Raw genomic sequence first — 23976 nt, 5'->3', positions numbered from 1 at the left:
GCCTCCGCGACAGTGCTCACGTGCCCTCCGCCCGCGCCACGTCGTCGTCCCGGAGGCCGCGCGGCACCATGACGGCCGCGCCGAGCGCCGCGACGACCAGGGCGCCGAACACGACGGCGGTGCCCGGGTAGCCGGCCAGGCCGAGGCCCGCGCCGCCGAGCGCCGCGCCGGCGAAGACACCGAGGCTCTGTCCGGCGGCGTTCAGGCTCAGCGCGGAGCCGCGCAGCGCCGTGCCGCAGCGCCGTACGAGGAGGCTGACCACGCAGGCGGCGACGATCGCGTGGCTGGCCGCGTGCAGCGCGGTCATGGCGAGGGCGAGCGGCAGCCAGTGCGTGAAGTAGAAGCCCACGACGGAGACCAGGGCCGCCACCAGACCGATGCCGAGCATGCGCTCCGTGCTGACGCGCGGCGCGGCGGAGTTGGTGACGCGCCCGGTGAGCAGGTTGCTGACGAAGAACGCGGCGCCGCTGAGCGTCCATACGAGGGTGAAGAGCCCGGCGTCGAGGTCGAACCGCTCCTCGTAGAAGGCCGCCAGGTACGACAGGTAGCCCATGAAGACCGCGGTGCGCAGGAACCCGATCAGCAGCAGCGGCACCACACCGCGTACCGCCGCCAGCGCCTTGAACGAGGCGAGGTAGCCGATGCGGGGCGCGCTCTCCGAGGCGTCCGTCTCCCGCGGCTTGCCGCGCCGGACCACGAACACCACGGCCAGCAGCAGCGAGAGCGCGGTCACGGCGAACAGGTCGCCCTGCCAGCCCCAGAACAGCGCGGGCACCGCGATGACCGGCGCCGCGAGCATGGCGGTCATGGACGTCGTCGCGGTCACCAGGGTCGCCGCGCGCCCGGCCGCCTTGCCGGTGCCGAAGCGGTCGGCGGCGGCCGCGGTGAGCGCCGGGTTCAGGACGGCGGTGCTCGCGCCGACCAGCAGGCAGAACACGGCGAACAGGGCGAAGCCCCCGGCGGCGCCGAGCGCCGATGAGACGCCGAGCGCGACGAGCGCGCCCGCCGCCGCCCACTCCTTGGGGACGCGGTCGATGAACGGGGCCAGGGCGGTGCCCACGAGCAGGGCGGCGAGGCCGCCGAGCCCGCGCAGGCCGCCCATCGCGGCGACGCTGCTGCCCGCCTCGTCGGCGATGGGGACGAGGTAGGTGCTGAACACGGTGAACGGCAGCAGGCCCACGGCGGAGGCGAGCAGCACGGGCCACAGGGTGCGGGCCATCCGCAGGTCGCCGGGGACGGGCTCCTCGGTGTCGTCGGGCACCGGCTTGTTGACGGCGTCGACGCTCACGCACCCGCTCCGTCTCCGAGGGCGGCGCGGTAGCGGTACATCGGCGTGGCGTCGGCGCTGAACTGGGAGAAGGTGAACGGCTCGGCGTTCAGCGCGGTCACGCCCGAGCCGACGAAGGCGCGGGCGACGGCGCTGCCGCTCTGGGCGTAGACGGTCAGCGGCGTCCCGTGCTCGACGCAGTGCCGCAGGATCAGGTCGAAGGTGCCGTTGCTGAGCGTCATGCCGGTGGCGACCACGGCGTCGGCCTGCGCGAGGACCTCGGTCATGTCGTCGCTGACCGGGTCGCCCCAGGCGGTCGTACGGAGGTTGAGGTCACAGGGCAGGCAGACGCCGCCCCGCTCACGTATCGCCGCGACCAGCGGGTTGACCACGCCGATCAGGGCGACCTTGGCGCCGGGCGCGATGTCGAGCAGCCCGGCGACGGCCGCGTCACGGGCTTCGGCGCGCACCTCGGGCGTGCCGGTCGGCAGCATGACGCGCTCGGCGTCGGGGGCGTCGCGGTGCGGGCTCACCCGGGCCAGGTAGGCGTCGAGCGCGGCCGTGCGCACGGCCGCCGACTCATGGCGGAGCAGCTTGGCCAGGGGCTGGCCTGAGGCGTTCTCGCAGAATTCGGGGGCGAGTTCACCGGCCTCGAAGGAGCAGGCGCCGAAGGCGTCGCCGACGCGGAACAGCAGGTAGTGGTTGTGGTAGGTGACGTCGCCGCCCGCGAGGCGGGTGGTGTTGTACAGCCAGAACGCGCTGGTGACGGTCAGCTCGGCCGGGTCGGGCCCGTGGGCGCCGGCGAGGACGGCGTCGGTGAGGTCCGCGACGGTGTGGAGTGTGGGGTGTGACATGTGTGTTCTCTCTGAGGGGGTTGCCGTGGGCCGCAGGCCTTGAGCCGGGGGCCGGAAGCCTTTAAGAGGTGACGGTGGGCCAGGCCGTGGTGGACCAGGGGTGACGCAGCTCGTCGAGCGAGGTGATCTCGTGCGGCTTCAACGTGTCGATGTCCGGGGCCTGTTCGTGCTTCGCGTAGGCGCTGTCGACATAGCGGTGGCCGGTGTCGGCGGCGATGAAGACGTAGGTGCGTGAGTCGTCCCTGCGCCGCTCCCAGATTGCGCCGAGGTAGGCGGCGCCCGCCGAGAGCCCGGCGAAGATGCCGCTGGTGCGCAGCAGGGAGACCGCGCCGGACACCGCGCAGTCGAAGTTCAACCAGTGCACGCGGTCGTACAGCTCGTGCCGGACGTTGTCGAACGGGATGGCGCTGCCGATCCCGGCGATGATCATGTCCGGGTCCGCGACGTGCTCGGAGCCGAAGGTGACGCTGCCGAAGGGCTGCACGCCCACCAGCGTCACGTCCCGTCCGGCCTCGCGCAGATAGCTCGCGATGGCTCCCGTCGAGGCGCCGGAGCCGACACCGCCGACGAGCGCGAGCGGGCCGCTGCGGATGTCCTTGCAGATCGACTCGGCGACCTCGCGGTAGCCGTAGTAGTGGATGGCGTCGTGGTACTGGCGCATCCAGTGGTACGAGGGGTTGTCGGCCAGGATCTCGGCGATGCGCCGCACCCTCAACTCCTGGTCCAGGCGCAGGTCCTTGGAGGGCGCGACCTGTTCCAGGGTGGCGCCGAGGATGTCGAGCTGGACGCGGGTCGAGCGGTCCACGGTCGTGGAGCCCACGATGTGGCACTTCATGCCGTAGCGGTGGCAGGCGAGCGCCAGGGCCTGCGCGTAGATGCCGCTGGAGCTGTCGATGAGCGTGTCGCCCGGTCGCACCGCCCCGGTGTCGAGCAGGTGCCGGACGGCGCCGAGGGCCGAGTAGACCTTCATGGTCTCGAACCGGAGGCAGGCCAGGCCGGGTTCGAGGGATATCAGGTCGGGTTTCTTCACCGCTTCTGCGATGTGCGCGTGCATGGCTGGGACCCCCGTGGACTGAGAGCGGAAGAGGACGAGAGCATCACACTAGATGAAAATGATTGTCAAGACCGGGTAAGGTCGGCACACTGGTCCACGCCGGGCGGCGAGCCGCGCGCCCCGCGCAGTCGAGAGGAGTCGCGTGAAGCTGTCCCAGGAGGCCGCAGTCCTGCCCCGCCCGCCCCGCAGGGGGGCATCGGCGAGGACGGGGGTGGGCACCGCCTTCGGCACCTTCGGCGAGCTGCTCCAGGGCGTACTGCCGGAGGACGACGGGGACTTCCTCGTGACGCTGCCGGTCGCCCGGTGGACGATGGCCACCTTCCGCGAGGGCTCCGCGTCCGGCGGCATCGAGGTGTGGCCGCCGCGCAAGACCAAGGCGCTGCGCCTCGCCCGGATGATCGCCGCGTCGGCGCCCCGCGGCCCCGCGCGCGGCGGGGTGCTCACCGTCAGCAGCGTGATCCCCGAGGGCAAGGGCCTCGCCAGCTCCTCCGCCGACCTGGTCGCCACCGCTCGGGCGGTCGGCAGGGCCCTGGACGTCGCGATGCCGCCGGCCCGCATCGAACGGCTCCTGGCCCGCATCGAGCCCACCGACGGCGTGCTCTACCCCGCGATCGTCGCCTTCCACCACCGCAGCGTCCGGCTCCGCTCGGTCCTCGGGTCGCTGCCCGCCATGGCCGTGGTCGGCGTCGACGAGGGCGGCTCGGTCGACACCGTGGACTTCAACCGCATCCCCAAGCCGTTCACCGCCGCCGACCGGCGCGCCTACGCGGAGCTGCTCGCCGGGCTCACCGACGCCGTGCGCGGCAGGGACCTCGCCGAGGTCGGCAGGATCGCCACGCGCAGCGCCCTGATGAACCAGACCCTGCGCCACAAGCACGCCCTCGATCCGATGCGGGCCATCTGCCGCGAGGTCGGCGGCCTCGGCGTCGCGGTGGGCCACAGCGGCACGACGCTCGGGATACTGCTCGACGCCACCGACCCCTCGTACACCCGGCGCGTGACGGCGGCGGCCCAGGCCTGCGCGGAGCTGGCGGGCGGCGTTGAGGTCTACCGGACGCTGAGCTTCGACACGGCCGCGAACGCCGTCTCGGGCTGGAACGGCGGCCGCCCCCACGCGTAACGTGACGCAGCATGAAGATCCTCATCAGCGCCGACATGGAGGGCGCCACCGGAGTGACCTGGCCGGCCGACGTGCTGCCGGGCACCGCCCAGTGGGAACGCTGCCGGTCGATGTTCACCTCGGACGTGAACGCGGCCGTGCTCGGCTTCTTCGACGGCGGGGCCGACGAGGTGCTCGTCAACGAAGCACACTGGACCATGCGCAACCTCCTGCTGGAGCAGCTGGACGAGCGGGCCGAGATGCTCACCGGACGGCACAAGTCGCTGTCCATGGTGGAGGGCGTCCAGCACGGCGACGTCGACGGCATCGCGTTCGTCGGCTACCACGCGGGCGCGGGCATGGAGGGCGTCCTCGCCCACACCTACCTCGCCAACCAGATCACCGGCGTATGGGTCGACGGCGTACGCGCCAGCGAGGGGCTCCTGAACTCGCACGTCGTCGCCGAGTTCGGCGTCCCCGTGGTGCTCGTCACCGGCGACGACCTCGCCTGCGAGGACGCCCTCGGCTACGCGCCCGGCGCGCTCAAGGTCGCCGTCAAGGACCACGTCTCGCGCTACGCGGCCGTCTGCCGCACCCCGGCCCGCACCGCCGCCGACATCCGCGCCGCCGCCAAGGAGGCCGCCGCGCTCGCCGGCCGCAGGGAGCCGGTGGCGGCGGGTCCGTTCACCGTCGAGGTCGAGTTCGACGCCGAGCACCTGTCGATGGCGTCCACCGTCGTACCCGGCGTGCGCCGGACGGGGGAGCGCAGGGTCGCCTACGACAGCGAGACGATGTACGAGGGGATCCGTACCTTCAAGGCGGTTACGACGATCGCCTCCGCCGCCGTGGAGGAGCAGTATGGCTGACCACAGATACGACCAGGAGCGGGACCGGGAGGGCGACGGCCAGGTGGACGCGCGGGCGCTCGACGAGGTCGTGACGTTCACCTCCGAGCTGATCCGCATCGACACCACCAACCGCGGCGACGGCGACTGCCGTGAGCGGCCCGCCGCCGAGTACGCCGCCGAGCGCCTCGCCGACGCGGGCCTCACCCCCACGCTCCTGGAGCGCAGCCCGGGGCGCACCAACGTCGTCGCGCGCATCGAGGGCACGGACCCCGGCGCCGACGCGCTCCTCGTCCACGGCCACCTCGACGTCGTGCCCGCCGAGGCGGCCGACTGGAGCGTGGACCCCTTCTCCGGGGAGATCCGCGACGGCGTCGTCTGGGGCCGCGGCGCGATCGACATGAAGAACATGGACGCGATGATCCTGGCCGTCGCCAGGAGCTGGGCACGCGCCGGGGTACGGCCGAGGCGCGACATCGTGATCGCCTTCACCGCCGACGAGGAGGCGAGCGCCGAGGACGGCTCCGGATTCCTCGCCGAGAAGCACGCCCCGCTCCTGGAGGGCTGCACCGAGGGCATCAGCGAGTCCGGGGCCTTCACCTTCCACGACGGGCGGGGCAACCAGCTCTACCCGATCGCCGCCGGAGAGCGCGGCACGGGCTGGCTCAAGCTCACCGCGCGTGGCAAGGCGGGCCACGGCTCCAAGGTCAACCGCGCCAACGCGGTGAGCAGGCTCGCCGCCGCCATCGCCCGCATCGGCGAGCACCGGTGGCCGGTGCGGCTCACCCCGACCGTGCGGGCCGCGCTCGCCGAACTGGGCGCGCTCTACGGCCTGGAGGGCGACCCCGAGGCGCGGGGATTCGACGTGGACGACTTCCTGGAGAAGCTCGGCCCGACCGCCGCGCTCGTCGAGCCCACGGTCCGCAACAGCGCCAATCCGACGATGCTCCAGTCGGGTTACAAGGTCAATGTGATTCCCGGGGAGGCCGTGGCCTACGTCGACGGCCGCTTTCTGCCCGGCGGCGAGGAAGAGTTCCGTAGCACGCTTGACCGACTCACCGGGCCTGACGTCGACTGGGAGTTCCACCATCGCGAGGTGGCGCTGCAAGCGCCGGTCGACTCGCCGACGTACGCGCGCATGCGCGCAGCCGTCGAGGAGTTCGCGCCCGAGGGGCACGTCGTGCCGTACTGCATGTCGGGAGGCACGGACGCCAAACAGTTCTCGCGCCTCGGCATCACCGGCTACGGCTTCTCACCACTGAGGACACCGGAGGGTTTCGACTACCAGGCGCTCTTCCACGGAGTCGACGAACGGGTGCCCGTCGAGGCACTGCACTTCGGCGTCCGTGTCCTCGACCGCTTTCTCCGTACGGCCTAGGAATGACATTGGGGGACGAGAAGGACATGAAGCAGACCCGGGCGTACGGATCATGGCCGTCGCCGATCGACGCCGAGCTCGCCGCCGCCCACGACGGCGCTCCGGGGTACGTCGGCTACGTCGGCGCGGAGGCGTGGTGGACCGAGCCGCGGCCCGGCGAGGGCGGCCGCCGCGCGCTGGTGCGGCGCATGCCCGACGGCGAGGAGCGGACGGTGCTGCCCGCGCCGTGGAACGCGCGCAGCCGCGTCGTGGAGTACGGCGGCCGCCCCTGGGCCGGTGCCGACCGGCCACAGGGGCCGCTGCTGGTCTTCGTCGACTTCGCCGACCAGCGCCTGTACGCGTACGAGCCCGACGCCCCCGGTGCCGAGCCGCGCCCCCTGACCCCGCTCTCCGCCGTGGGCGGCGGCCTGCGCTGGGCCGACCCGGTCATCCGCCTCGACCGGGGCGAGGTCTGGTGCGTGTGCGAGGAGTTCACCGGGGAGGCGCCCACCGACGTGCGGCGGGTGATCGTCGCCGTGCCGCTCGACGGCTCGGCGGCCGATGACAGGGCCGCGGTGCGCGAGCTCTCCGACGGCGCCCACCGCTTCGTCACCGGGCCCCGGCTCTCGCCCGACGGCGGCCGCGTCGCCTGGGTCGCCTGGGACCATCCGCGGATGCCCTGGGACGGCACGGAACTGATCGTCGCCGAGGTCCGCGCGGACGGCACCTTCGGCCGGGCCCAGACCTTCGCGGGCGGCCCCGAGGAGTCCATCGCCCAGGTGGAGTGGGCCCCCGACGGGCGGCTGCTGTTCTCCGGCGACCGCAGCGGCTGGTGGAACCTGTACCGCGCCGCCCCGGACGACCCGGCGGGCGTACGGCCGCTCTGCCCGCGCGAGGAGGAGTTCGCGGGCCCGCTGTGGCAGATCGGCCTGAACTGGTTCGCACCGCTCGACAGCGGCCTCATCGCCGTCGTGCACGGCAAGGGCTCCTCCAGCCTCGGCATACTCGACCCCGAGACCGGTGAGGTCGTCGACACGGCGGGCCCCTGGACGGAGTTCGCGGCAGGCGTCGCCGCGCACGGCCCCCGGGTGCTCGGCGTCGCCGCGAGCCCCCGCAGCGGGTACGAGGTCGTGGAGCTGGACACCGGAACCGGCCACGCCCGGGTCGTCGGCGCCGCCCACGACGACCCCGTGGACCCCACGTACTACCCGGAACCGCAGATCCGCACCTTCCTCGGCCCCGCGGGACGCGAGATCCACGCGCACGTCTACCCGCCGCACCACCCCGGCCACATCGCGCCCGACGACGAGCTGCCGCCCTATGTGGTGTGGGCGCACGGCGGCCCCACCAGCCGCTCACCCCTCGTCCTCGACCTCGCCATCGCCTACTTCACCTCGCGCGGCATCGGCGTCGTCGAGGTGAACTACGGCGGCTCCACCGGCTACGGCCGCGCCTACCGCGAGCGGCTGCGCGAGCAGTGGGGCATCGTCGACGTCGACGACTGCGCGGCGGTCGCCCTCGCCCTGGCCGACGAGGGCACCGCCGACCGGTCACGGCTCGCGATCAGGGGCGGCAGCGCGGGCGGCTGGACCACGGCCGCGTCGCTCGCCACCACGGACGTCTACGCCTGCGGCACGATCATCTATCCGGTGCTCGACCTCACCGCGTTCGCCTCCGGAGGCACCCACGACCTGGAGTCGTGCTACCTGGAGTCCATCGTGGGACCGCTGGCCGAGGTGCCCGGACGGTACGCGGAGCGCTCGCCCCTCGAACACGCCGAGCGGATCACCGCGCCCTTCCTGCTCCTCCAGGGGCTCGACGACGTGGTCTGCCCGCCCGCCCAGTCCGAGGAGTTCCTCGCCAAGTCGCAGCGGCGCGGGCTGCCGCACGCCTACATCGCCTTCGAGGGCGAGGGGCACGGCTTCCGCCGCGCCGACACCATGGTCCGCGCCCTGGAGGCCGAACTCTCCCTGTACGCACAGGCCTTCGCCATCGCGCTCGCAGGCCGCGTCCCGACCCTGGAGCTCGACAAGTGAGGCCGGTGAGGCCGGTGAGCCCTCTCGTACGCCCGCCGCGTCTGACGCCCGGCGCCCGGGTCGCCGTCGTCGCGCCGAGCGGCCCCGTCCCCGAGGCCAGGCTCCAGATCGGCCTGGACATCCTGCGCGGCTGGGACCTGGACCCGTCCGTCATGCCCCATGTCCTGGACACGCACGGCGCGTTGGGCTACCTCGCGGGCACGGACGCCGACCGGGCCCGCGACCTGGAGCAGGCGTGGTGCGACCCGTCCGTGGCCGCCGTCCTCTGCGCCCGGGGCGGGTACGGGGCCCAGCGCATGGTGGACCTCCTGGACTGGGACGCGATGCGGCGGGCCACGCCCAAGGTGTTCCTCGGCTACAGCGACATCACCGCCCTGCACGAGGCGTTCGCCACACGGCTCGGTGTCGCCACGCTGCACGGCCCGATGACCGCCGCCGATGACTTCCTGAGGAACGCGCGGGCCCAGGACCACCTGCGCACCACCCTGTTCACCCCCGAGGACGCCCGGGTGATCACCGCCCCCGAGGGCGCGGGCGCGCTCGCCGGGGGCAGGGCAAGGGGCGTCACGCTCGGCGGCTGCCTGTCGCTGCTCGCCGCCGACCTGGGCACGCCGCACGCACGGCCCTCCGCGCGCGGCGGGCTGCTCTTCCTGGAGGACATAGGCGAGGACGCGTACCGCCTGGACCGCGTCCTCACCCAGCTCCTGCGCGCGGGCTGGCTGACGGGGGTCGCGGGCATCGCGCTCGGCTCCTGGCAGGAGTGCGGGCCCTACGACGAGGTGCGCGCCGTCCTCGCCGACCGGCTCGGCGGACTCGGCGTCCCGGTGGCCGAGGAGTTCGGCTTCGGCCACTGTCCGGGGGCGCTGACCGTGCCGTTCGGGGCGGCGGGCGAACTCGACGCGGACGCGGGGACGTTGACACTGGACATGCCCGCGCTCGGTTAGGGCCGGTGCGGCGGAGTCCGGCCAGGTAAAAAACCGCTGTCACGAGCGTTGACCTTCGCCTGACACGTGTCACAGCATGAGCACGCCGGTACTTACCGGCCAGTAGACGCCGGTTGTCGCCCTCCTGGGTGCGCGCTGCCGTCCGCCGTCGGCCGTCCTCAGCGTGGAGGTCCCCGTGTCCCGTCGCCCCGCCCCGGCCCGCGCGCCGCTCGCCCTCGCCGTCACGGCGGTGCTCGCCGCGCCGCTGGCCGTCGCCGCTCCGGCCACGGCGAGCGCGGCGGGGCAGTACACCGTCACCGCGCTGACGTTCACCGTCCAGGCCGGCGGGCGGAACTGCACGGTCGACGCCGACCTGTACCGGCCCGCCGGGGTGGACGCCGCGCACCCCGCGCCCGCCGTGCTCACGACCAACGGCTTCGGCGGCAGCAAGTCCGACGGCGGGACCGCGGCCGGGGGCAAGGCCTTCGCCGAACGCGGCTATGTCTCGCTCGTCTACTCCGGCCTCGGCTTCGGCAAGTCCGGCTGCCTGATCTCCCTCGACGACCCGGGCATCGACGGCAAGGCCGCCTCCGGGCTCGTCGACTTCCTCGGCGGCAAACGCGCCGCCGACGACGGCACCAAGGTCGACTACGTCACCTCCGACGGCGACGGAGACCCGCGCGTCGGCATGATCGGCGGTTCCTACGGCGGCGCCGTCCAGCTCGCGACGGCGGCCGTGGACCACCGCGTCGACGCCCTCGTCCCGATGGTCACCTGGAACGACCTCTCCTACTCGCTCGACCCGAACAACGCGGCCGACCGCACGGTCCCCGGCGCCGCCAAATGGCAGTGGATGAACGGCTTCTTCCTCATCGGTGAGGGGCAGCCGCTGCTCCAGCCCAGCCTCGACCCCTCCCGCATCAACTCCCTGAGCTGTCTGCACTTCGTCACCAAGGCCTGTGAGACGATCCGCACGCTCAACTCGGGCCGCTACCCCGCCGACCGGACCGAGGCCCTCCAGGAGTACGCGCGCAGCGTCTCCCCGGTCTCCTACCTCGACCGCGTGAAGGCGCCCACGCTCCTCGTGCAGGGCCAGGCCGACAGCCTCTTCAACCTCGGCGAGGCCGAGGCGACGTACAAGACGCTCAAGGCGCGGGGCACCACGGCGAAGATGATCTGGCAGTCAGCGGGCCACAGCGGCGGCGAGAGCGACCCGGCGTCCGGCGAACTGAACATGGGCGCGGGCAACCTGGAGACCTCCTACGTCGGCAAGCGCGTCCTTGCCTGGTTCGACCGCTATCTGCGCCACGACAAGGGCGCAGGCACCGGCCCCTCCTTCGCCTACTACCGCGACTGGATCGGCGACCCGCGGCACACCTACGCGACGGCCGACGACGTCCCCGCGCTCAACCGCAGGCTCTACCTCTCCGGCGACGGCAAGCTCGTCGACAACCGGAAGAAGGTGGCACGCGGCAGCCGCGAGTACCGCAACTGGCTGGTGCCCACCAGCCATTCCGAGTCCTCGCTCGCCGGGATGATCGGCCTGCCGGACCCCGCCCCGTACGACCTGAAGGGCACCTACCTCGACTGGACGACCGAGCCCTTCGCCGACGCCGTGGACGTGGTGGGAGCGCCGAAGGCGCGGCTGAAGGTGATCTCGCCGAGGACCGAGCGGGTGCAGCACTCCGGTGACGCCGCCGACAAGCTGGTCCTCTTCGCCAAGCTGTACGACGTCGCGCCCGACGGCAAGAAGACGCTGGTCCACCGGCTCGTCTCGCCGGTGCGCGTGCCCGACGTGACGAAGCCGTTCACCGTGTCGCTGCCCGGCATCGTGCACCGCTACGAGGAGGGCCACCGCCTGCGGCTCGTGGTCGCGGCGAGCGACGGCGCGTACGGCGGGAACAGGGGCGTCAAGCCGGTCACGGTGACCAGCGCGCCCGGCGACACCGGCACCCTCGACCTGCCCGTCGTCCGCCACTGACGTTCACCCGCATGGCCCAGGGGCGCATCCCGGAGGCACTCCCACCGCGCGCGAACCGGCACCGGCCGCCCATGCTGGTGCCGGGGGAGACGCACACCTCCGACGGAAGGGTCCCACCATGAGCCCCAGGTCTGCCAAGGGCGGCGCGAAGGACGGCGGCGGCATGGTGACGCCCGGCAGGGTGATCGTCGCCCTCATCGCCGTCCTCACCCTGGTCTTCATCTTCGAGAACACCCGCAGCACGAAGATCCGCCTGCTGGTCCCCGAAGTGACCATGCCGCTGTGGACGGCACTGCTCGCCACGGGGCTGCTCGGGGCCCTGTGCGGCGCCTACTTCATGGGGCGGCGCAGATGACACCGGGGCCCGGGTAGCGGCCTTTGCGGAAACCTGGCCCGGAGACCCTCTGTTCGGCGCCGCGGTGACCGTGTTCCATGGTGATCGTGAAGACCACCGTGCGCCGCGACGTACTCACCCTGCCCGCCGCCCCGCTGGGCCCCGAGAACCCGCTGCCCCCGCTGCGGCCCCTCCACGAAGTGCACCGGCCCGACGAGCGCGCCATGGACGACCTGCCGCGCGACATGGCCCGCCAGCTCGGGTACGAACCGCTGCGCGGCATCCTTCCCGTACGCGTGCTCGACGGGTACGGCCGAGAGCGCGCCGACACGGAACTCGACACCCTCGTCATCGAGAACGACCGGCTGCGCGCCACCGTCCTGCCCGGATACGGCGGCCGCGTCCACTCCCTGCTGCACAAGCCGACCGGACGCGAACTCCTCTACCGCAACCCGGTCCTCCAGCCCGCCTGCTTCGCCCTCAACGGCGCCTGGTTCTCCGGCGGCATCGAGTGGAACATCGGCGCCACCGGACACACCACCCTGTCCTGCGCACCCCTGCACGCGGCCAGGGTCACCGCGCCCGACGGCGGGGAGATGCTGCGCCTGTGGGAGTGGGAGCGGCTGCGCGACCTGCCCTTCCAGGTGGACCTCTGGCTCCCGGAGGACTCCGACTTCCTGCACGTGGGAGTGCGTATCCGCAACCCGCACGAGAAGCCCGCGCCCGTCTACTGGTGGTCGAACATCGCGGTGCCCGAGGAACGCAGGGTGCTCGCCCCGGCCGACGAGGCATGGCGGTTCTCGTACGCGGGCGGACTGCGGAAGGTGCCGGTATCCGAGGCCGAGGGCGTCGACCGGACGTACCCGGAGCGCAGTGAGTACGCCGCCGACTACTTCTACGACGTGCCCGACGGCGACCGGCGCTGGATCGCCGCGCTCGACGGCTCCGGGCACGGCATCGTCCAGACCTCCACCGACCTGCCGCGCGGCCGCAAGCTCTTCGTCTGGGGCTCGGGACCCGGCGGGCGGCGCTGGCAGCAGTGGCTCACCGAACCCGGCACCGGAGGCTACGCGGAGATACAGGCCGGCCTCACCCGCACCCAGCTGGAGCACGTACGCCTGGACGCCGAGGCCGAGTTCAGCTGGCTGGAGTCCTACGGGCCGATCGAAGCGAGGCCCGACCTGGTGCGCGGCGACTGGGCCGGCGCCCGCGGCGAGGTGGCCGCGCGGCTCGCCGACGCCCTGCCGCGCGAGGCCGTCGACGCCGCCTACGAGGCGTGGCTCGGCCGCGCGGACACGGAGCCGGGGGAGCGGCTCGCGACGGGCTCGGGATGGGGCGCCCTTGAGGTGCTGCGGGCCGGGTACAAGCTGCCGGGCACGCCCTTCGAGGAGTCGACGCTCGGCCCCGAGCAGGCGCCGTGGCTCGAACTGCTCCACACCGGGGCCGTTCCCGAGCCGCGCAAGGTGGCGCCGCCGGGGCCCACGCTCGTCTCGCGGCAGTGGCGCGACATGCTGGAGACGGCGCCCGCGCGTCCGCACGCCGAATACCACCTGGGGGTCGCCCAGTGGCACGCGGGCGACCGCGCGCAGGCCGTCCGCAGCTGGGAGCGCGGCCTCGGACTCGCCCCCTCACGCTGGCCGTTGCTGCGCTGCCTGGCCGTCGCCGACCGGACGGAGGGCCATGACGAGCGGGCCGCCGACCGGTACGCCGAGGCCTTCGACGACCTCTGCCAGGAGCGGCGCGACGACGGCGTCGCCTGGACGGCGGCGACGGCCGCCCTCGGCAAGGAGGCCATCACCGCCCTGCTCGCCGCAGGCCGCCCGGAAGCCGCCCGGGAAGTGTGGCGGCGGCTGCACGAGACGACCAGGTCACAGGGCAGCTTCCGGCTCCTGGAAGCCCAACTCTGCTATGCCGAGGGCAACATGGCGGCGGTACGCGCCGTCTTCGAAGAGGGTTTCGAGGCGGCGGACCTGCGCGAGGGCGCCGAGACCCTCGGCGAACTGTGGACCGCGGCCACCGGCGGCGAACCCGTCCCGGCCCACTACGACTTCCGGATGCGGCAGCCGGGGTCATGACCCCGGCTCTGTGACCCCGACGTATGCGAACGGCCCCGCGTCCTGAAAATATTGGCGTCGCACAGAACCACCGACCAGAGGGGAAGTCATGAGCACCGAGACGCTGGAGTTCCAGGCCGAGGCGCGTCAGTTGCTGGATCTGATGGTCCACTCCATCTACTCCAACAAGGACATCTTCCTGCGCGAACTCATCTCCAACGCCTCAGACGCCCTGGACAAGCGGCGCTTGGCCGGTCTGCGGGACGAGAGCCTCAAGGCGGACGACCTGCGCATCGAGATCGAGGCCGACACCGAGGCCCGCACGCTGACCGTGCGGGACAACGGAATCGGCATGTCGCGCGACGAGGTGGTCGGCCTGATCGGCACCATCGCCAGGTCCGGCACGGCCGAGACGCTGCGCCGGCTCAAGGAGAACAAGGAGTCGGCCGAGCTGATCGGCCAGTTCGGCGTCGGCTTCTACTCCGTGTTCATGGTCGCCGACAAGGTCACCCTGCTGACCCGCAAGACCGGCGAGGAGACCGGGGTGCGCTGGGAGTCGGACGGCGACGGCACGTACACCATCGAGACCGTCGACGACGCGCCGGAAGGCACCTCGGTCAGCGTCCACCTGCGCCCCGCCGACCAGGAGGACGGCCTCCACGACTACACCGACGCGGGCAAGATCCGGGAGATCGTCAAGCGGTACTCGGACTTCATCTCGTTCCCGGTGGCGATGGGCGACGAGACCCTCAACTCGATGAAGGCGCTCTGGGCCCGCCCGCGCTCCGAGGTGAGCGACGAGGAGTACCACGAGTTCTACCGGCACGTCAGCCACGACTGGTCGGACCCGCTCGACATCATCCAGATGCGGGCCGAGGGCACCTTCGAGTACGAGGCCCTGCTCTTCCTGCCGTCCCGGGCCCCGCACGACCTCTACCAGCGCGACTCCCGCCACGGCCTCCAGCTCTACGTCAAGCGCGTGTTCATCCTGGACGACAGCCGCGAGCTGCTGCCCGACCACCTCCGCTTCGTCAAGGGAGTCGTGGACGCCGCCGACCTGTCGCTGAACATCTCCCGCGAGATCCTCCAGCAGGACCGGCACATCCAGCTCATCCGCCGCCGGCTGGCGAAGAAGGTCCTCGCCTCCGTCAAGGAGCTGATGGGCAAGGACGCCGAGAAGTACCGCACGTTCTGGCGCGAGTTCGGCCCCGCCGTCAAGGAGGGCCTGCTCGACCCGTCCGAGGACCACAAGGCGATCCTCGACATCGCCTCCTTCCACTCCACGGCGGGCGATGAGCCGACCACCCTGGCGGACTACCTCGACCGGATGCCGGAGGGCCAGGACAAGATCTACTTCATGACCGGCGACAGCCGCGCCCAGATCGAGAACTCCCCGCACATGGAGGCGTTCAAGGCCAAGGGGTACGAGGTCCTGCTGCTCACCGACCGGGTGGACGAGATCTGGGTCGAGGCGGTCCGCGAGCACGCGGGCACCGAGTTCCGCTCCATCGCCCGCGGCGAGGTCGACCTGCCCTCCGACGAGGAGGCGCCGCCGGAGCAGGCCGAGGCCTACGCCGCCGTGCTGACCTGGCTGAACGAAACGCTCGACGACGTCAAGGACGTACGCCTGACGACCCGGCTCACCAGCTCACCGGCGTGCCTGGTCAGCGACGACGACGGCCTGACCCCGGCCCTGGAGAAGATGTACAAGGCGATGGGCCAGGAGCTTCCGCCGGTCAAGCGCATCCTTGAGCTCAACCCGGGGCACCAGCTGGTCGGCGCGCTGAAGACGGCGCACGAGCAGCGCGCGCAGGACCCGGTGCTGAAGGAGACGGCCGAGCTGCTGTACGGCACCGCCCTGCTCGCCGAGGGCGGCGACCTCGCCGACCCGGCCCGCTTCGCCGCCCTGCTCGCCGACCGCCTCGGCAAGACGCTCTGAGCGGCACCGCGTGACGCCGCCGTCGGCCGCCGCGCTCTCCGCGGCGGCCGACGGCACACCGTGCGTCAGGTCGCGGTCGCGCGGCGGTCCACGTACTCGAAGACGGAGCCGTCCGGGTGCATCGCGATGAGGTTGCGGCCCGCCGGGGTGGGGACGGGGCCCGCGACGACGCGGGCGCCGGAGGCGGTCAGTACGGTGTACGCCTCGTCGACGTCCTGCACCGCGATGGTCGCCGAGACCTTGCGGAGCACGTCCAGTTCCTCCTTCGGGCCGCTCATCAGCAGGAAGCAGCCGATCGCGGCGACGGAGACGCCACCGCGCTCGAAGCGCATCGCCCTGCCGCCCGCGAGCCGTTCGTAGAACGCGACGGAGGACTCCAAGTCCTCGACGCAGATACGCAGCGTGGTCCCAAGGATCTCCATGGCGAGACGATTTCATGACTGCCCGTCCGGCCGCCACCGCCTCCGGCGGGCCCGGACGGCGACGGAGGGCGGCACCCGGTCGCGGGTGCCGCCCTCCGTCCGTCTCGTGCCCGCCGTCAGGACTGGGGGCGGCTGCCGTGGTTCGCGCCGTTCTTGCGGCGGGCCTTCTTCTTGCGGCGTCGCTTCGACGACATGGGTACCTCCGTGGTGCTGATGGTGCTTCCCGGACGCATGTGAATCCGGGCGTTCCCGCCCCGCCTACCCACCCCCCAGCCATGCCAAGGTGTGCCCTGCGTCACATCGCTGACGGTCGGGGCGCCCGGCAGGGTCACACGACGCGGAACTCCTCGATGTCGTCCGTGCGCAGCTCAAGGCCGTGCCCGACGCCGCCCTCCGGGCGGATGACGCCGCCGGTCGGGTCGAGCGCCCCGTCGAAGAACATCGACTCGATGCGCACGTGGTCGTGGAACCACTCGATGTGCCGCAGATTGGGCACGCACGCGGCGACCGCGGCGTGCGCGTGGGGCGCGCAGTGCGCCGAGACCTCCAGGCCGTGCGCCTGCGCGAGGGCCGCCGCGCGCAGCCACTCGGTGATGCCGCCGCAGCGCGTCGCGTCCACCTGAAGGCAGTCCACGGAAGGGATCATGCGTGCGAAGTACGGCAGGTCGTAGCCGTACTCTCCCGCCGTCACGTCGCACACCAGCGCGTCCCTGACCTGCGCGAGCCCACGCAGATCGTCCGAGGACACCGGTTCCTCGAACCAGCCCACGCCCTGCTCGGCGAGCACCTTGCCCACCCGTACCGCCTGCTTGCGCGTGTAGGCGCCGTTGGCGTCGACGTACAACTCGGCCTGCTGGCCGATGACTTCGCGTGCCGTGCGCACCCGCGACACGTCGCGGACCGCCGCCCGGCCCCAGGCCTCGCCGATCTTTATCTTCACGCGCGGAATGTGCTGCCCGTGCACCCAGCCGTTGAGCTGGGCCGCCAGATGCGTGTCGTGGTACGTCGTGAAGCCGCCGCTGCCGTAGACGGGGACCTCGTCACGGGCCGCGCCGAGAAGACGTACGAGGGGGATTTCGAGGAGGCGCGCCTTCAGGTCCCACAGAGCGATGTCGAGCGCGGAAATGGCGCACCCGGCGGCGCCCGAGCGGCCGGTGTCACGGACCGCCTTCGTCATCGCGTCGTGCGCGGCCGGGATGTCCAGGGCGTCGCGCCCCAGGATCGCCGGGGTGAGCTGCTCGTCGACCAGGGCCGCGGTGGCCGCCGGCGCGTAGGTCCAGCCGGTGCCCGTGGCGTCGCCCGCGCTGACCTCGGCGACGACGATCGTCGTGGTCTCCCAGGCGAAGGTGCCGTCCGCCTCGGGAGCGTCCGCGGGCACGGTGTAGGCGGAGACGGCGGGCCGTTCGATGGAGACTGCGTCCTTCATCTGGATCTTCCTGTGTCCATGGTGCGCGGTGTGGGGGACCCGGCGGTGAGGCGCACGGGTCCGCGGCGACCACCGGGTGCACATGGGCCCGCTCGGCCGGTTCGGCTGTACCGAACTCGCGTTCGCCGGGCAGTGACCGGGTAACCCCGGCGCGCCGGGGCAAACGGTGTTCACGGCCGCCGGACCTCACGTTTCGGCCCGGCGAAGGCCCCGCCAGTGCGCCTGCCGCGCCGGAGTTTGGCGTGTGCACGGCCGGGCACGCGGAGGCCCCGACCCGCCGGAGGAACGCCGTGAGCACCGATTCAGCATCGCCGTCGCGATCGTCATCGCTGTCGCCGTCACCATCGCCACCGCGATCGCCATCGTCGGAGCCGGGTTCGCCGGCTACCGCCGCACCGCGCACACCCTGTCCCTGCCGCAGGCCGCGCCCTGCCCGAACTCGACGGGCGGCGCCTGTCGGCCACCGTGGACCGGGTGGTGTGGGGGCGGGGCGTCGATGTGCGCATCGGGCCGTGTCCCATGACCACCGCTCCGGCCGTCACGCCGGGCAACCGCGTGCGTGTGGCCGCAGACTGGCTTCTGGACGCCGTGCTGCCGTGCCAGGCCGTGCAGCCCGGCCCGGTCCGCCCCTCGTCCGTGCCCCTGGACACCGCCCCGCCCGAACTCGCGCGGTTCCCGCCGGCCACGCCCCACTCCGCCGATGACCGCCACGCCCGAAAGGCCCCGAACCACCGGGAGGACCCTCATGACCAGCAGTGACATCGCCGCCCTCGCCCAGCAGCTACGCGTCGACTCCGTGCGCGCCGCGGACGTCGCGGGCTCCGGGCACCCCACCTCCTCCATGTCCGCCGCCGACCTGATGGCCGTGCTCCTCGGCCGCCATCTGCGCTACGACTTCGAGCGCCCCGACCATCCGGGCAACGACCGCTTCATCCTCTCCAAGGGCCACGCGTCACCGCTGCTCTACTCGGCGTACAAGGCCGCCGGCGCACTCACCGACGAGGAGCTGCTCACCTTCCGCAAGGAGGGCAGCCGCCTCCAGGGCCACCCGACACCCACGGCACTGCCATGGGTGGAGACCGCCACCGGCTCGCTCGGCCAGGGGCTCCCCGTCGGCGTCGGCATCGCGCTCTCCGGCAAGCGGCTCGAACAGGTCCCGTACCGCACCTGGGTGCTCTGCGGCGACAGCGAGCTGGCCGAGGGCTCCAACTGGGAGGCGGCCGAACACGCCGGGTACGAGCACCTCGACAACCTCACCGTGATCGTCGACGTCAACCGCCTCGGCCAGCGCGGCCCGACCCGCCACGAGTGGCACCTGAGCGCCTACGCCGACCGCTTCAAGGCCTTCGACTGGCACGCCATCGAGGTCGACGGCCACGACGTCGACGCCATCGACCAGGCCTTCCAGGAGGCGGCCTCCACCGCCGGGCAGCCGACCGTCATCCTCGCCCGCACGCTCAAGGGCAAGGGCGTCGCCGCCGTCGAGAACAGGGAGGGCCGGCACGGCAAACCCCTGCCGGACGCCGCGGAGGCGATCGCGGAGCTCGGCGGCGAACACCGGGTCCACGTCGAGGTGCACAAGCCCGCCGAGGCCGAGGCGCGCGAGCCCGCCGCCGCGTGGGCGCCGCACACCGAGCGGAGCTCAGAGCACTTCGAGCTGCCGCGCCACGACGTCGGCGACGCGGTCGCCACCCGCGACGCCTACGGCCGGGCGCTCACCGCGCTCGGCACGGCGCGCGGCGACGTGGTGGCCGTCGACGGCGAGGTGGGCGACTCCACACGGGCGGAGTGGTTCGCCAAGGAACACCCCGACCGCTACTTCGAGTGCTACATCGCCGAGCAGCAGCTCGTCGCCACCGCCGTCGGCATGGCCGCGCGCGGCTGGGTGCCGTACGCCACGACGTTCGCCGCGTTCCTCAGCCGCGCCCAGGACTTCGTACGCATGGCGGCGGTGAGCGGCGCCGGGATCAACCTCGTCGGCTCGCACGCGGGCGTCGCCATCGGCGAGGACGGCCCGTCCCAGATGGGCCTGGAGGATCTGGCGGCCTTCCGCGCGATCCACGGCTCCACGGTCCTCTACCCGTGCGATGCCCACCAGACCGGACGGCTCGTCGCCCGAATGGCGGAGCTGGACGGTGTGCGTTACCTGCGTACGTCACGTGGGGACACGCCCGTCATCTACGGTCCCGGCGAGGAGTTCCCCGTCGGCGGCTCCAAGGTCCTGCGCTCCTCGGACGCGGACCGGCTGACCGTCGTCGCCGCGGGGGTGACCGTCCACGAGGCGCTCTCCGCCGCCGAGCTGCTCGCGGACGAGGGCATTCCGGTGCGCGTCATCGACCTGTACTCGGTCAAGCCGGTCGACCGCAGGACCCTGCGCGAGGCTGCCGAGCGCACCGGCTGCCTCATCACCGTCGAGGACCACCGCGAGGAGGGCGGCATCGGCGACGCGGTCATGGACGCCTTCACCGACGGCAGTCCGGTGCCGCGCCTCGTACGGCTTGCGGTGCGGACGATGCCGGGCTCGGCCTCACCCGAGGAGCAGCTCCGCGCGGCGGGCATCGACGCCCAGTCCATCGCGGCGGCGGCACGGCTCCTGGTGGAGCAGGGCGTCGTACGGTGACTGCCGCCGCTCGGGGGCCGCGGTTACTTCCTGAACCACGCGTTCGCGGCGGGGCGGAACATCAGCGCCACCGCCGCGAGCACGGCCGCGAGATGCAGTACGCGGCTGCCGCCGAACAGTACGTCCACGGCGTCCAGGTGCCGTAGGGCCTCGCCGAGCGAGTGCCCGTTGGCGAGCCACCGCACGGGCTCGGCCAGCAGGGAGAGCGTGCCGAAGACGCCGAGTGCGCCGGTCAGGGCCAGGCGCGCCCAGTTCGCGCCGCGGCGCATCCGCACCGCGACGAGGACGGCCGCCGAGCAGACGGCCACGCGCAGCGCGAGGCCGGCGGCGAGGCCACCGGTGGCCGCGTCGGCCTCGGTCAGTGTTCTGACCACGGCGAGGACCGTCTCGAAGACGCCCGCCGCGACCGCGGTGAGCCAGAGCGCGAACGCCGCGCGCACGACGTCGGGCGCGGGCCGCTCGCCGTCGGCCCCCGGGAGGCCGCGGGGGAGCAGGCGGGGTTCCTTGGAGCGCGGGCGAGGGCGTGGCCGAGGGGTGCGTGGGGTGCGGTGAAGGGTGGGGCTGGTCTGGGTCATGGCGGGCCTCACCAAAGGGAGTTCAGTTCCAAAGGGTCGGCTTCGATCCTTCCGCTGTGGAAGCCCCAGGTCACGCCCGCTCTCCCCCGAGTCACGGGTGGGGGGAGCCACCCCGCGGGGCCGGGGCTGACACCACCCGGACGGTCGACCTGAGGCGACTACCGGGACCGCGACCGGGTACCCGTCCGAGTCCGCGCCCGAGCTGGCGGACCGAGCCGAAGGGAACGTCATGAACGACGCACGGACGGTGCGAGCCGGCCGCCACACCGTAGAACTGCACCGCCCGGAGAAGATCCTGTTCCCGGCGCCCAAGGGCAGCGCAGGCCAGGGCCTCACCAAGGCGGACCTCTTCGACCACTACCGGTCCGTCGCCCCCTTCATGCTGCCCCACCTGCGCGGACGCCCCCTGATGCTGGAGCGTCACCCGGACGGCGTCGAAGGGCCGCGCTTCATGCAGAAGGACACCCCGGACCACTACCCGGAGTGGATCACGCGCGCCGAGGTGGCGAAGCAGGGCGGCACCGTCACGCACACCGTCTGCGACGACACGGCGACGCTGCTCTTCCTCGCCGACCAGGCCTGCGTGACGCTGCACCGCTGGCTCTCCCGTACGGGCAAGGTCGACCATCCCGACCGGCTGGTCTTCGACCTGGACCCCGCGAAGGACGACTTCGCGGCCGTACGGGACGCGGCCCGGCTGCTCGGGGGGCTCCTCGACGACATCGGCCTGCCGTCCACCCTGATGACCACGGGTTCGCGCGGACTGCACGTGATCGTGCCGCTCAACGGCCGCCACGACTTCGACGACGTCCGCGGCTTCGCCAAGGACGTCGCGGACGTGCTCGCCGCCGCCCACCCCGACCGGCTCACGACGGCCGCCCGCAAGGAGGCGCGGGGCGACCGGCTCTATCTGGACGTACAGCGCAACGGGTACGCGCAGACCGCCGTCGCGCCATTCTCCGTACGCGCCGCGCCGGGCGCCCCGGTGGCCATGCCCATCGCCTGGGAGCAGCTCGACGACCCAGCCGTGGACGCCCGCCACTGGACCATCGACAACGCGTTGGAGCAGGCCCGCAGCGACCCGTGGGCCGATACTCCGCGCACCGGACGGGCCCTCGGTCCGGCCCGCAGAAAGCTGAACGCCGTGAGCGGCTGAGGGCCGCGGGAACCCGGCTCCGAAGGTCTACGGATCACGTTTGGCCAAGGCTTTACGGGTAATTCGGAGGGGGAGGTGGACATGGCCAATACGACGCGTAAGACGACAGACGGCGATACACCAGACGAAACGCCGACCAAGCCGCAGACCCGGGAGGCCGAGATGACCGACAGCAAGACGTCGGACAAGCAGACCTCCGACAAGCAGTCGTCCGACAAGCACACCTCAGACAAGCAGTCGTCTGACGAGCGGTCGTCAGACAAGCGGTCGTCAGACAAGCGGACCTCGGCCGGGGGGACCTCGGCCAGGCGGACACCGGCCAAGCGGGCGTCGGCCAAGCGGACATCCGGGCCCGACGACACCCCGGAGCCGGAGCCGGAGCAGGAGCCGGCGCAGGACGACACGTCGCAGAGCAAGGGCAACACCTCGCCGGGCCCCATGGTGGTACTCCGTGGCGCCCGCGAGCAGCTCGCCGAGCTGACCGGCATGACACCGGAGTCGGTGTCGTCCTTCGAACGCACTGACAACGGCTGGCTGTTGGAGGTAGAGGTCCTCGAACTGGCCCGTGTCCCCGACACGATGAGCCTGCTCGCCAGCTACGAGGTGCAGCTCGACCCGCAGGGCGAGCTCACCGGTTACCGGCGGCTCCGCCGCTACGAGCGCGGACGTTCCGAACCGCGCGGCGCCGGCCGCTAGGCCCCGCGCGCCACGCAGTGGCAAGCCGCCCAGCACATGGCACACGGCACATGACACACGGCACATGGCACATAGGCAGAACAACCCTGTGCCGGGCACGGCAGACGTCAGACGTGCCCGGGCACGGCAGAGAAGAGACGAAGAAGACCCAAGGAGGCTCACCGGTATGACCGTGGTTCCGGCACAACAGTCCGGCGGCGGAGGCGGCTCCAGCGGCCTGTACGACGTCGTGGAACTTATTCTCGACCGAGGACTCGTCATTGATGCCTTCGTTCGCGTCTCACTGGTCGGCATCGAGATCCTGAAGATCGATGTCCGTGTGGTCGTCGCGAGTGTCGACACCTATCTGCGTTTCGCCGAGGCGTGCAACCGCCTCGACCTGGAATCCGGCCCGAAGAAGGACCCGGGCCTGCCCGACCTCGTGGGTGAGATGACGGAGTCCGGCGCCAAGGGCAAGTCCAAGGGCGCGCTCTCCGGAGCGGCCGAGACGATTTCGGACGCCTTCAAGCAGTCCCGTGAGGAGGGCCAGCGCGAGGAGCGTCCGCGCGCCCGGCGTTCCACCTCGTCCCGCCGTAAGGAGGAGCAGGAGTGACCACCTACGTATACGGCATCGCGAGCAGCGCCCACCCGGGACTCCCCGACGGCATGGAGGGCATCGGCAAGCCGGCGTGCACCGTGCGCATCCTCAAGCACGGCGACCTCGCGGCGATCGTCAGCGACGCGCCCGAGGACCTCAAGCCCAAGCGGCGCGACCTGCTCGCCCACCAGAACGTCCTCTCGGAGGCGGGCGCCGCGGGCTCCGTGCTTCCGATGCGCTTCGGCAGCCTCGCGCCGGACGACGACACGGTCGTCGGCGTCCTCGGGCAGCGGGCCGACCACTACGGCGAGCGGCTGCGCGCCCTCGACGGCAAGGTCGAGTACAACGTGAAGGCCTCCCACAACGAACAGGCCGTGCTGCACCAGGTCCTCGCCGAGAACCCGGAGCTGCGCGCCATGGTCGAGGCCAACCAGCGCGAGGGCGGCGGTTCCCAGGAGCAGAAGCTGAAGCTCGGCGAGGCCGTGTCCAACACCGTGCGGGCCCGCGAGCAGAGCGACGCCGTCGAGGTGCGGCGCGCCCTCGAACCGACCGCCGAGGCGATCGAGCCGGGGCCCGAGGGCACCGGCTGGCTTGCGAACATCTCGTTCCTGGTGCACCGCGAGTCGGCCGAGGGCCTGCTCGCCGCGGTGGAGGAGCTCAAGGCCAACCAGCCCCAGCTTGAGCTGCGGGTGCACGGACCGCTGCCCCCATACAGCTTCGTCGACCCGGGGCCCGCACAGCCCGCGGAGTAGTGGGCCGAC

21 protein-coding genes and 2 pseudogenes are annotated in these 23976 nt (G+C 72.4%); 16 read left to right on the top strand and 7 right to left on the bottom strand.

Annotated features, from left to right (window positions below):
• Nucleotides 1–16: 16 nt before the first annotated feature.
• The 3 genes from ACZ6JY_RS35050 to ACZ6JY_RS35040 all read right to left on the bottom strand — a co-directional run bounded on the left by ACZ6JY_RS35050 (nt 17) and on the right by ACZ6JY_RS35040 (nt 3175).
• Nucleotides 17–1288, bottom strand: coding sequence for an MFS transporter (locus ACZ6JY_RS35050; RefSeq protein WP_469202600.1), 1272 nt, complete (start codon nt 1286–1288; stop codon nt 17–19).
• A complete protein-coding gene (locus ACZ6JY_RS35045; protein WP_469202598.1) occupies nt 1285–2121 on the bottom strand; it encodes a Rossmann-like domain-containing protein in 837 nt (278 codons plus the stop codon). Before ACZ6JY_RS35045 ends, ACZ6JY_RS35050 begins: the two co-directional genes overlap by 4 nt.
• A 61-nt stretch (nt 2122–2182) precedes the next feature.
• Nucleotides 2183–3175: a pyridoxal-phosphate dependent enzyme gene (locus ACZ6JY_RS35040; RefSeq protein ID WP_469202596.1), complete on the bottom strand. Its 993-nt coding sequence runs from the start codon at nt 3173–3175 to the stop codon at nt 2183–2185.
• 148 nt (nt 3176–3323) lie between these two features.
• On the opposite strand from ACZ6JY_RS35040, the gene ACZ6JY_RS35035 reads away from it, so the two are divergent.
• The 9 genes from ACZ6JY_RS35035 to htpG all read left to right on the top strand — a co-directional run bounded on the left by ACZ6JY_RS35035 (nt 3324) and on the right by htpG (nt 15743).
• Nucleotides 3324–4295 carry a GHMP family kinase ATP-binding protein gene (locus ACZ6JY_RS35035; RefSeq protein ID WP_469202645.1) on the top strand — a complete coding sequence of 324 codons (972 nt, stop codon included), beginning with the start codon at nt 3324–3326 and terminating at the stop codon, nt 4293–4295.
• Nucleotides 4296–4306: 11 nt separating this feature from the next.
• The gene (locus tag ACZ6JY_RS35030; RefSeq protein WP_469202594.1) at nt 4307–5140 is read left to right on the top strand and encodes a M55 family metallopeptidase; all 834 of its coding nucleotides are present in this window, start codon (nt 4307–4309) and stop codon (nt 5138–5140) included.
• Nucleotides 5133–6497, top strand: a complete 1365-nt coding sequence (locus ACZ6JY_RS35025; protein WP_469202592.1) for a M20/M25/M40 family metallo-hydrolase — start codon at nt 5133–5135, stop codon at nt 6495–6497. Before ACZ6JY_RS35030 ends, ACZ6JY_RS35025 begins: the two co-directional genes overlap by 8 nt.
• 2 nt (nt 6498–6499) lie before the next feature.
• Entirely contained in the window at nt 6500–8512 is a 2013-nt protein-coding gene (locus ACZ6JY_RS35020; RefSeq protein ID WP_469202590.1) for a dipeptidyl-peptidase 5, read from the top strand.
• A 14-nt stretch (nt 8513–8526) separates the two neighbouring features.
• Nucleotides 8527–9456, top strand: a complete 930-nt coding sequence (locus ACZ6JY_RS35015; protein ID WP_469202588.1) for a S66 peptidase family protein — start codon at nt 8527–8529, stop codon at nt 9454–9456.
• Between the two features lie 175 nt (nt 9457–9631).
• Nucleotides 9632–11416, top strand: coding sequence for a CocE/NonD family hydrolase (locus ACZ6JY_RS35010; RefSeq protein WP_469202586.1), 1785 nt, complete (start codon nt 9632–9634; stop codon nt 11414–11416).
• 118 nt (nt 11417–11534) lie between these two features.
• Complete coding sequence (locus ACZ6JY_RS35005; RefSeq protein ID WP_469202584.1) at nt 11535–11771, top strand: hypothetical protein; 237 nt, start codon at nt 11535–11537, stop codon at nt 11769–11771.
• A gap of 77 nt (nt 11772–11848) precedes the next feature.
• Nucleotides 11849–13825: a DUF5107 domain-containing protein gene (locus ACZ6JY_RS35000; protein ID WP_469202582.1), complete on the top strand. Its 1977-nt coding sequence runs from the start codon at nt 11849–11851 to the stop codon at nt 13823–13825.
• An 88-nt stretch (nt 13826–13913) separates the two neighbouring features.
• Nucleotides 13914–15743, top strand: a complete 1830-nt coding sequence (gene htpG / locus ACZ6JY_RS34995; protein WP_469202580.1) for a molecular chaperone HtpG — start codon at nt 13914–13916, stop codon at nt 15741–15743.
• 65 nt (nt 15744–15808) lie between these two features.
• Here htpG and ACZ6JY_RS34990 read toward each other — a convergent pair whose 3' ends face one another.
• From ACZ6JY_RS34990 to ACZ6JY_RS34980, 3 genes are all read right to left on the bottom strand, one after another.
• Entirely contained in the window at nt 15809–16165 is a 357-nt protein-coding gene (locus tag ACZ6JY_RS34990) for a VOC family protein (RefSeq protein WP_469202578.1), read from the bottom strand.
• Nucleotides 16166–16281: 116 nt separating this feature from the next.
• On the bottom strand, nt 16282–16359 hold the full coding sequence (locus ACZ6JY_RS34985) for a 50S ribosomal protein bL37 (RefSeq protein WP_370443954.1): 78 nt from the start codon (nt 16357–16359) through the stop codon (nt 16282–16284).
• 134 nt (nt 16360–16493) lie between these two features.
• Nucleotides 16494–17591 carry an enolase C-terminal domain-like protein gene (locus ACZ6JY_RS34980; protein WP_469202576.1) on the bottom strand — a complete coding sequence of 366 codons (1098 nt, stop codon included), beginning with the start codon at nt 17589–17591 and terminating at the stop codon, nt 16494–16496.
• A 244-nt stretch (nt 17592–17835) separates the two neighbouring features.
• On the opposite strand from ACZ6JY_RS34980, the gene ACZ6JY_RS34975 reads away from it, so the two are divergent.
• From ACZ6JY_RS34975 to ACZ6JY_RS34965, 3 genes and pseudogenes are all read left to right on the top strand, one after another.
• Nucleotides 17836–18114, top strand: coding sequence for a hypothetical protein (locus ACZ6JY_RS34975; RefSeq protein WP_469202574.1), 279 nt, complete (start codon nt 17836–17838; stop codon nt 18112–18114).
• A gap of 11 nt (nt 18115–18125) precedes the next feature.
• A pseudogene (locus ACZ6JY_RS34970) lies at nt 18126–18350 on the top strand (hypothetical protein); the annotation flags it as partial.
• The gene (locus ACZ6JY_RS34965) at nt 18337–20211 is read left to right on the top strand and encodes a transketolase (RefSeq protein WP_469202572.1); all 1875 of its coding nucleotides are present in this window, start codon (nt 18337–18339) and stop codon (nt 20209–20211) included. The pseudogene ACZ6JY_RS34970 and the gene ACZ6JY_RS34965, both read left to right, overlap by 14 nt.
• Nucleotides 20212–20234: 23 nt before the next feature.
• On the opposite strand, the gene ACZ6JY_RS34960 is transcribed toward ACZ6JY_RS34965, so the two are convergent.
• A complete protein-coding gene (locus tag ACZ6JY_RS34960; protein WP_469202570.1) occupies nt 20235–20786 on the bottom strand; it encodes a hypothetical protein in 552 nt (183 codons plus the stop codon).
• A gap of 229 nt (nt 20787–21015) precedes the next feature.
• Here ACZ6JY_RS34960 and ligD point away from each other — a divergent pair, with 229 nt between their 5' ends.
• The 4 genes and pseudogenes from ligD (at nt 21016) to ACZ6JY_RS34940 (ending at nt 23967) form a co-directional block, all read left to right on the top strand.
• Nucleotides 21016–21942: a non-homologous end-joining DNA ligase gene (gene ligD, locus ACZ6JY_RS34955; RefSeq protein ID WP_469202568.1), complete on the top strand. Its 927-nt coding sequence runs from the start codon at nt 21016–21018 to the stop codon at nt 21940–21942.
• A 318-nt stretch (nt 21943–22260) separates the two neighbouring features.
• Nucleotides 22261–22638, top strand: a pseudogene (locus tag ACZ6JY_RS34950) (gas vesicle protein GvpO); the annotation flags it as partial.
• 166 nt (nt 22639–22804) lie between these two features.
• Nucleotides 22805–23230: a gas vesicle structural protein GvpA gene (locus ACZ6JY_RS34945; protein WP_469202566.1), complete on the top strand. Its 426-nt coding sequence runs from the start codon at nt 22805–22807 to the stop codon at nt 23228–23230.
• Nucleotides 23227–23967: a GvpL/GvpF family gas vesicle protein gene (locus tag ACZ6JY_RS34940; RefSeq protein ID WP_469202564.1), complete on the top strand. Its 741-nt coding sequence runs from the start codon at nt 23227–23229 to the stop codon at nt 23965–23967. Before ACZ6JY_RS34945 ends, ACZ6JY_RS34940 begins: the two co-directional genes overlap by 4 nt.
• The last annotated feature ends 9 nt before the right edge of the window (nt 23968–23976 follow it).

This window comes from Streptomyces sp. NPDC046335 (genome assembly GCF_055587985.1).
The sequence above is the reverse complement of the archived record's forward strand: the minus strand, read 5'-3'. Positions and strand labels throughout refer to the sequence as shown.

What these genes read in the sequence shown, in the direction of transcription:
- ACZ6JY_RS34960 (WP_469202570.1), bottom strand. Translation starts at nt 20,786, where the DNA reads ATGACCCAGACCAGCCCCACCCTTCACCGCACCCCACGCACCCCTCGG.
- ACZ6JY_RS35020 (WP_469202590.1), top strand. Translation starts at nt 6,500, where the DNA reads ATGACATTGGGGGACGAGAAGGACATGAAGCAGACCCGGGCGTACGGA.
- ACZ6JY_RS35000 (WP_469202582.1), top strand. Translation starts at nt 11,849, where the DNA reads ATGGTGATCGTGAAGACCACCGTGCGCCGCGACGTACTCACCCTGCCC.
- ACZ6JY_RS34965 (WP_469202572.1), top strand. Translation starts at nt 18,337, where the DNA reads ATGACCAGCAGTGACATCGCCGCCCTCGCCCAGCAGCTACGCGTCGAC.
- ACZ6JY_RS35040 (WP_469202596.1), bottom strand. Translation starts at nt 3,175, where the DNA reads ATGCACGCGCACATCGCAGAAGCGGTGAAGAAACCCGACCTGATATCC.
- ligD (WP_469202568.1), top strand. Translation starts at nt 21,016, where the DNA reads ATGAACGACGCACGGACGGTGCGAGCCGGCCGCCACACCGTAGAACTG.
- ACZ6JY_RS35045 (WP_469202598.1), bottom strand. Translation starts at nt 2,121, where the DNA reads ATGTCACACCCCACACTCCACACCGTCGCGGACCTCACCGACGCCGTC.
- ACZ6JY_RS34945 (WP_469202566.1), top strand. Translation starts at nt 22,805, where the DNA reads ATGACCGTGGTTCCGGCACAACAGTCCGGCGGCGGAGGCGGCTCCAGC.
- ACZ6JY_RS35030 (WP_469202594.1), top strand. Translation starts at nt 4,307, where the DNA reads ATGAAGATCCTCATCAGCGCCGACATGGAGGGCGCCACCGGAGTGACC.
- htpG (WP_469202580.1), top strand. Translation starts at nt 13,914, where the DNA reads ATGAGCACCGAGACGCTGGAGTTCCAGGCCGAGGCGCGTCAGTTGCTG.
- ACZ6JY_RS34985 (WP_370443954.1), bottom strand. Translation starts at nt 16,359, where the DNA reads ATGTCGTCGAAGCGACGCCGCAAGAAGAAGGCCCGCCGCAAGAACGGC.
- ACZ6JY_RS35025 (WP_469202592.1), top strand. Translation starts at nt 5,133, where the DNA reads ATGGCTGACCACAGATACGACCAGGAGCGGGACCGGGAGGGCGACGGC.
- ACZ6JY_RS35005 (WP_469202584.1), top strand. Translation starts at nt 11,535, where the DNA reads ATGAGCCCCAGGTCTGCCAAGGGCGGCGCGAAGGACGGCGGCGGCATG.
- ACZ6JY_RS34990 (WP_469202578.1), bottom strand. Translation starts at nt 16,165, where the DNA reads ATGGAGATCCTTGGGACCACGCTGCGTATCTGCGTCGAGGACTTGGAG.
- ACZ6JY_RS34980 (WP_469202576.1), bottom strand. Translation starts at nt 17,591, where the DNA reads ATGAAGGACGCAGTCTCCATCGAACGGCCCGCCGTCTCCGCCTACACC.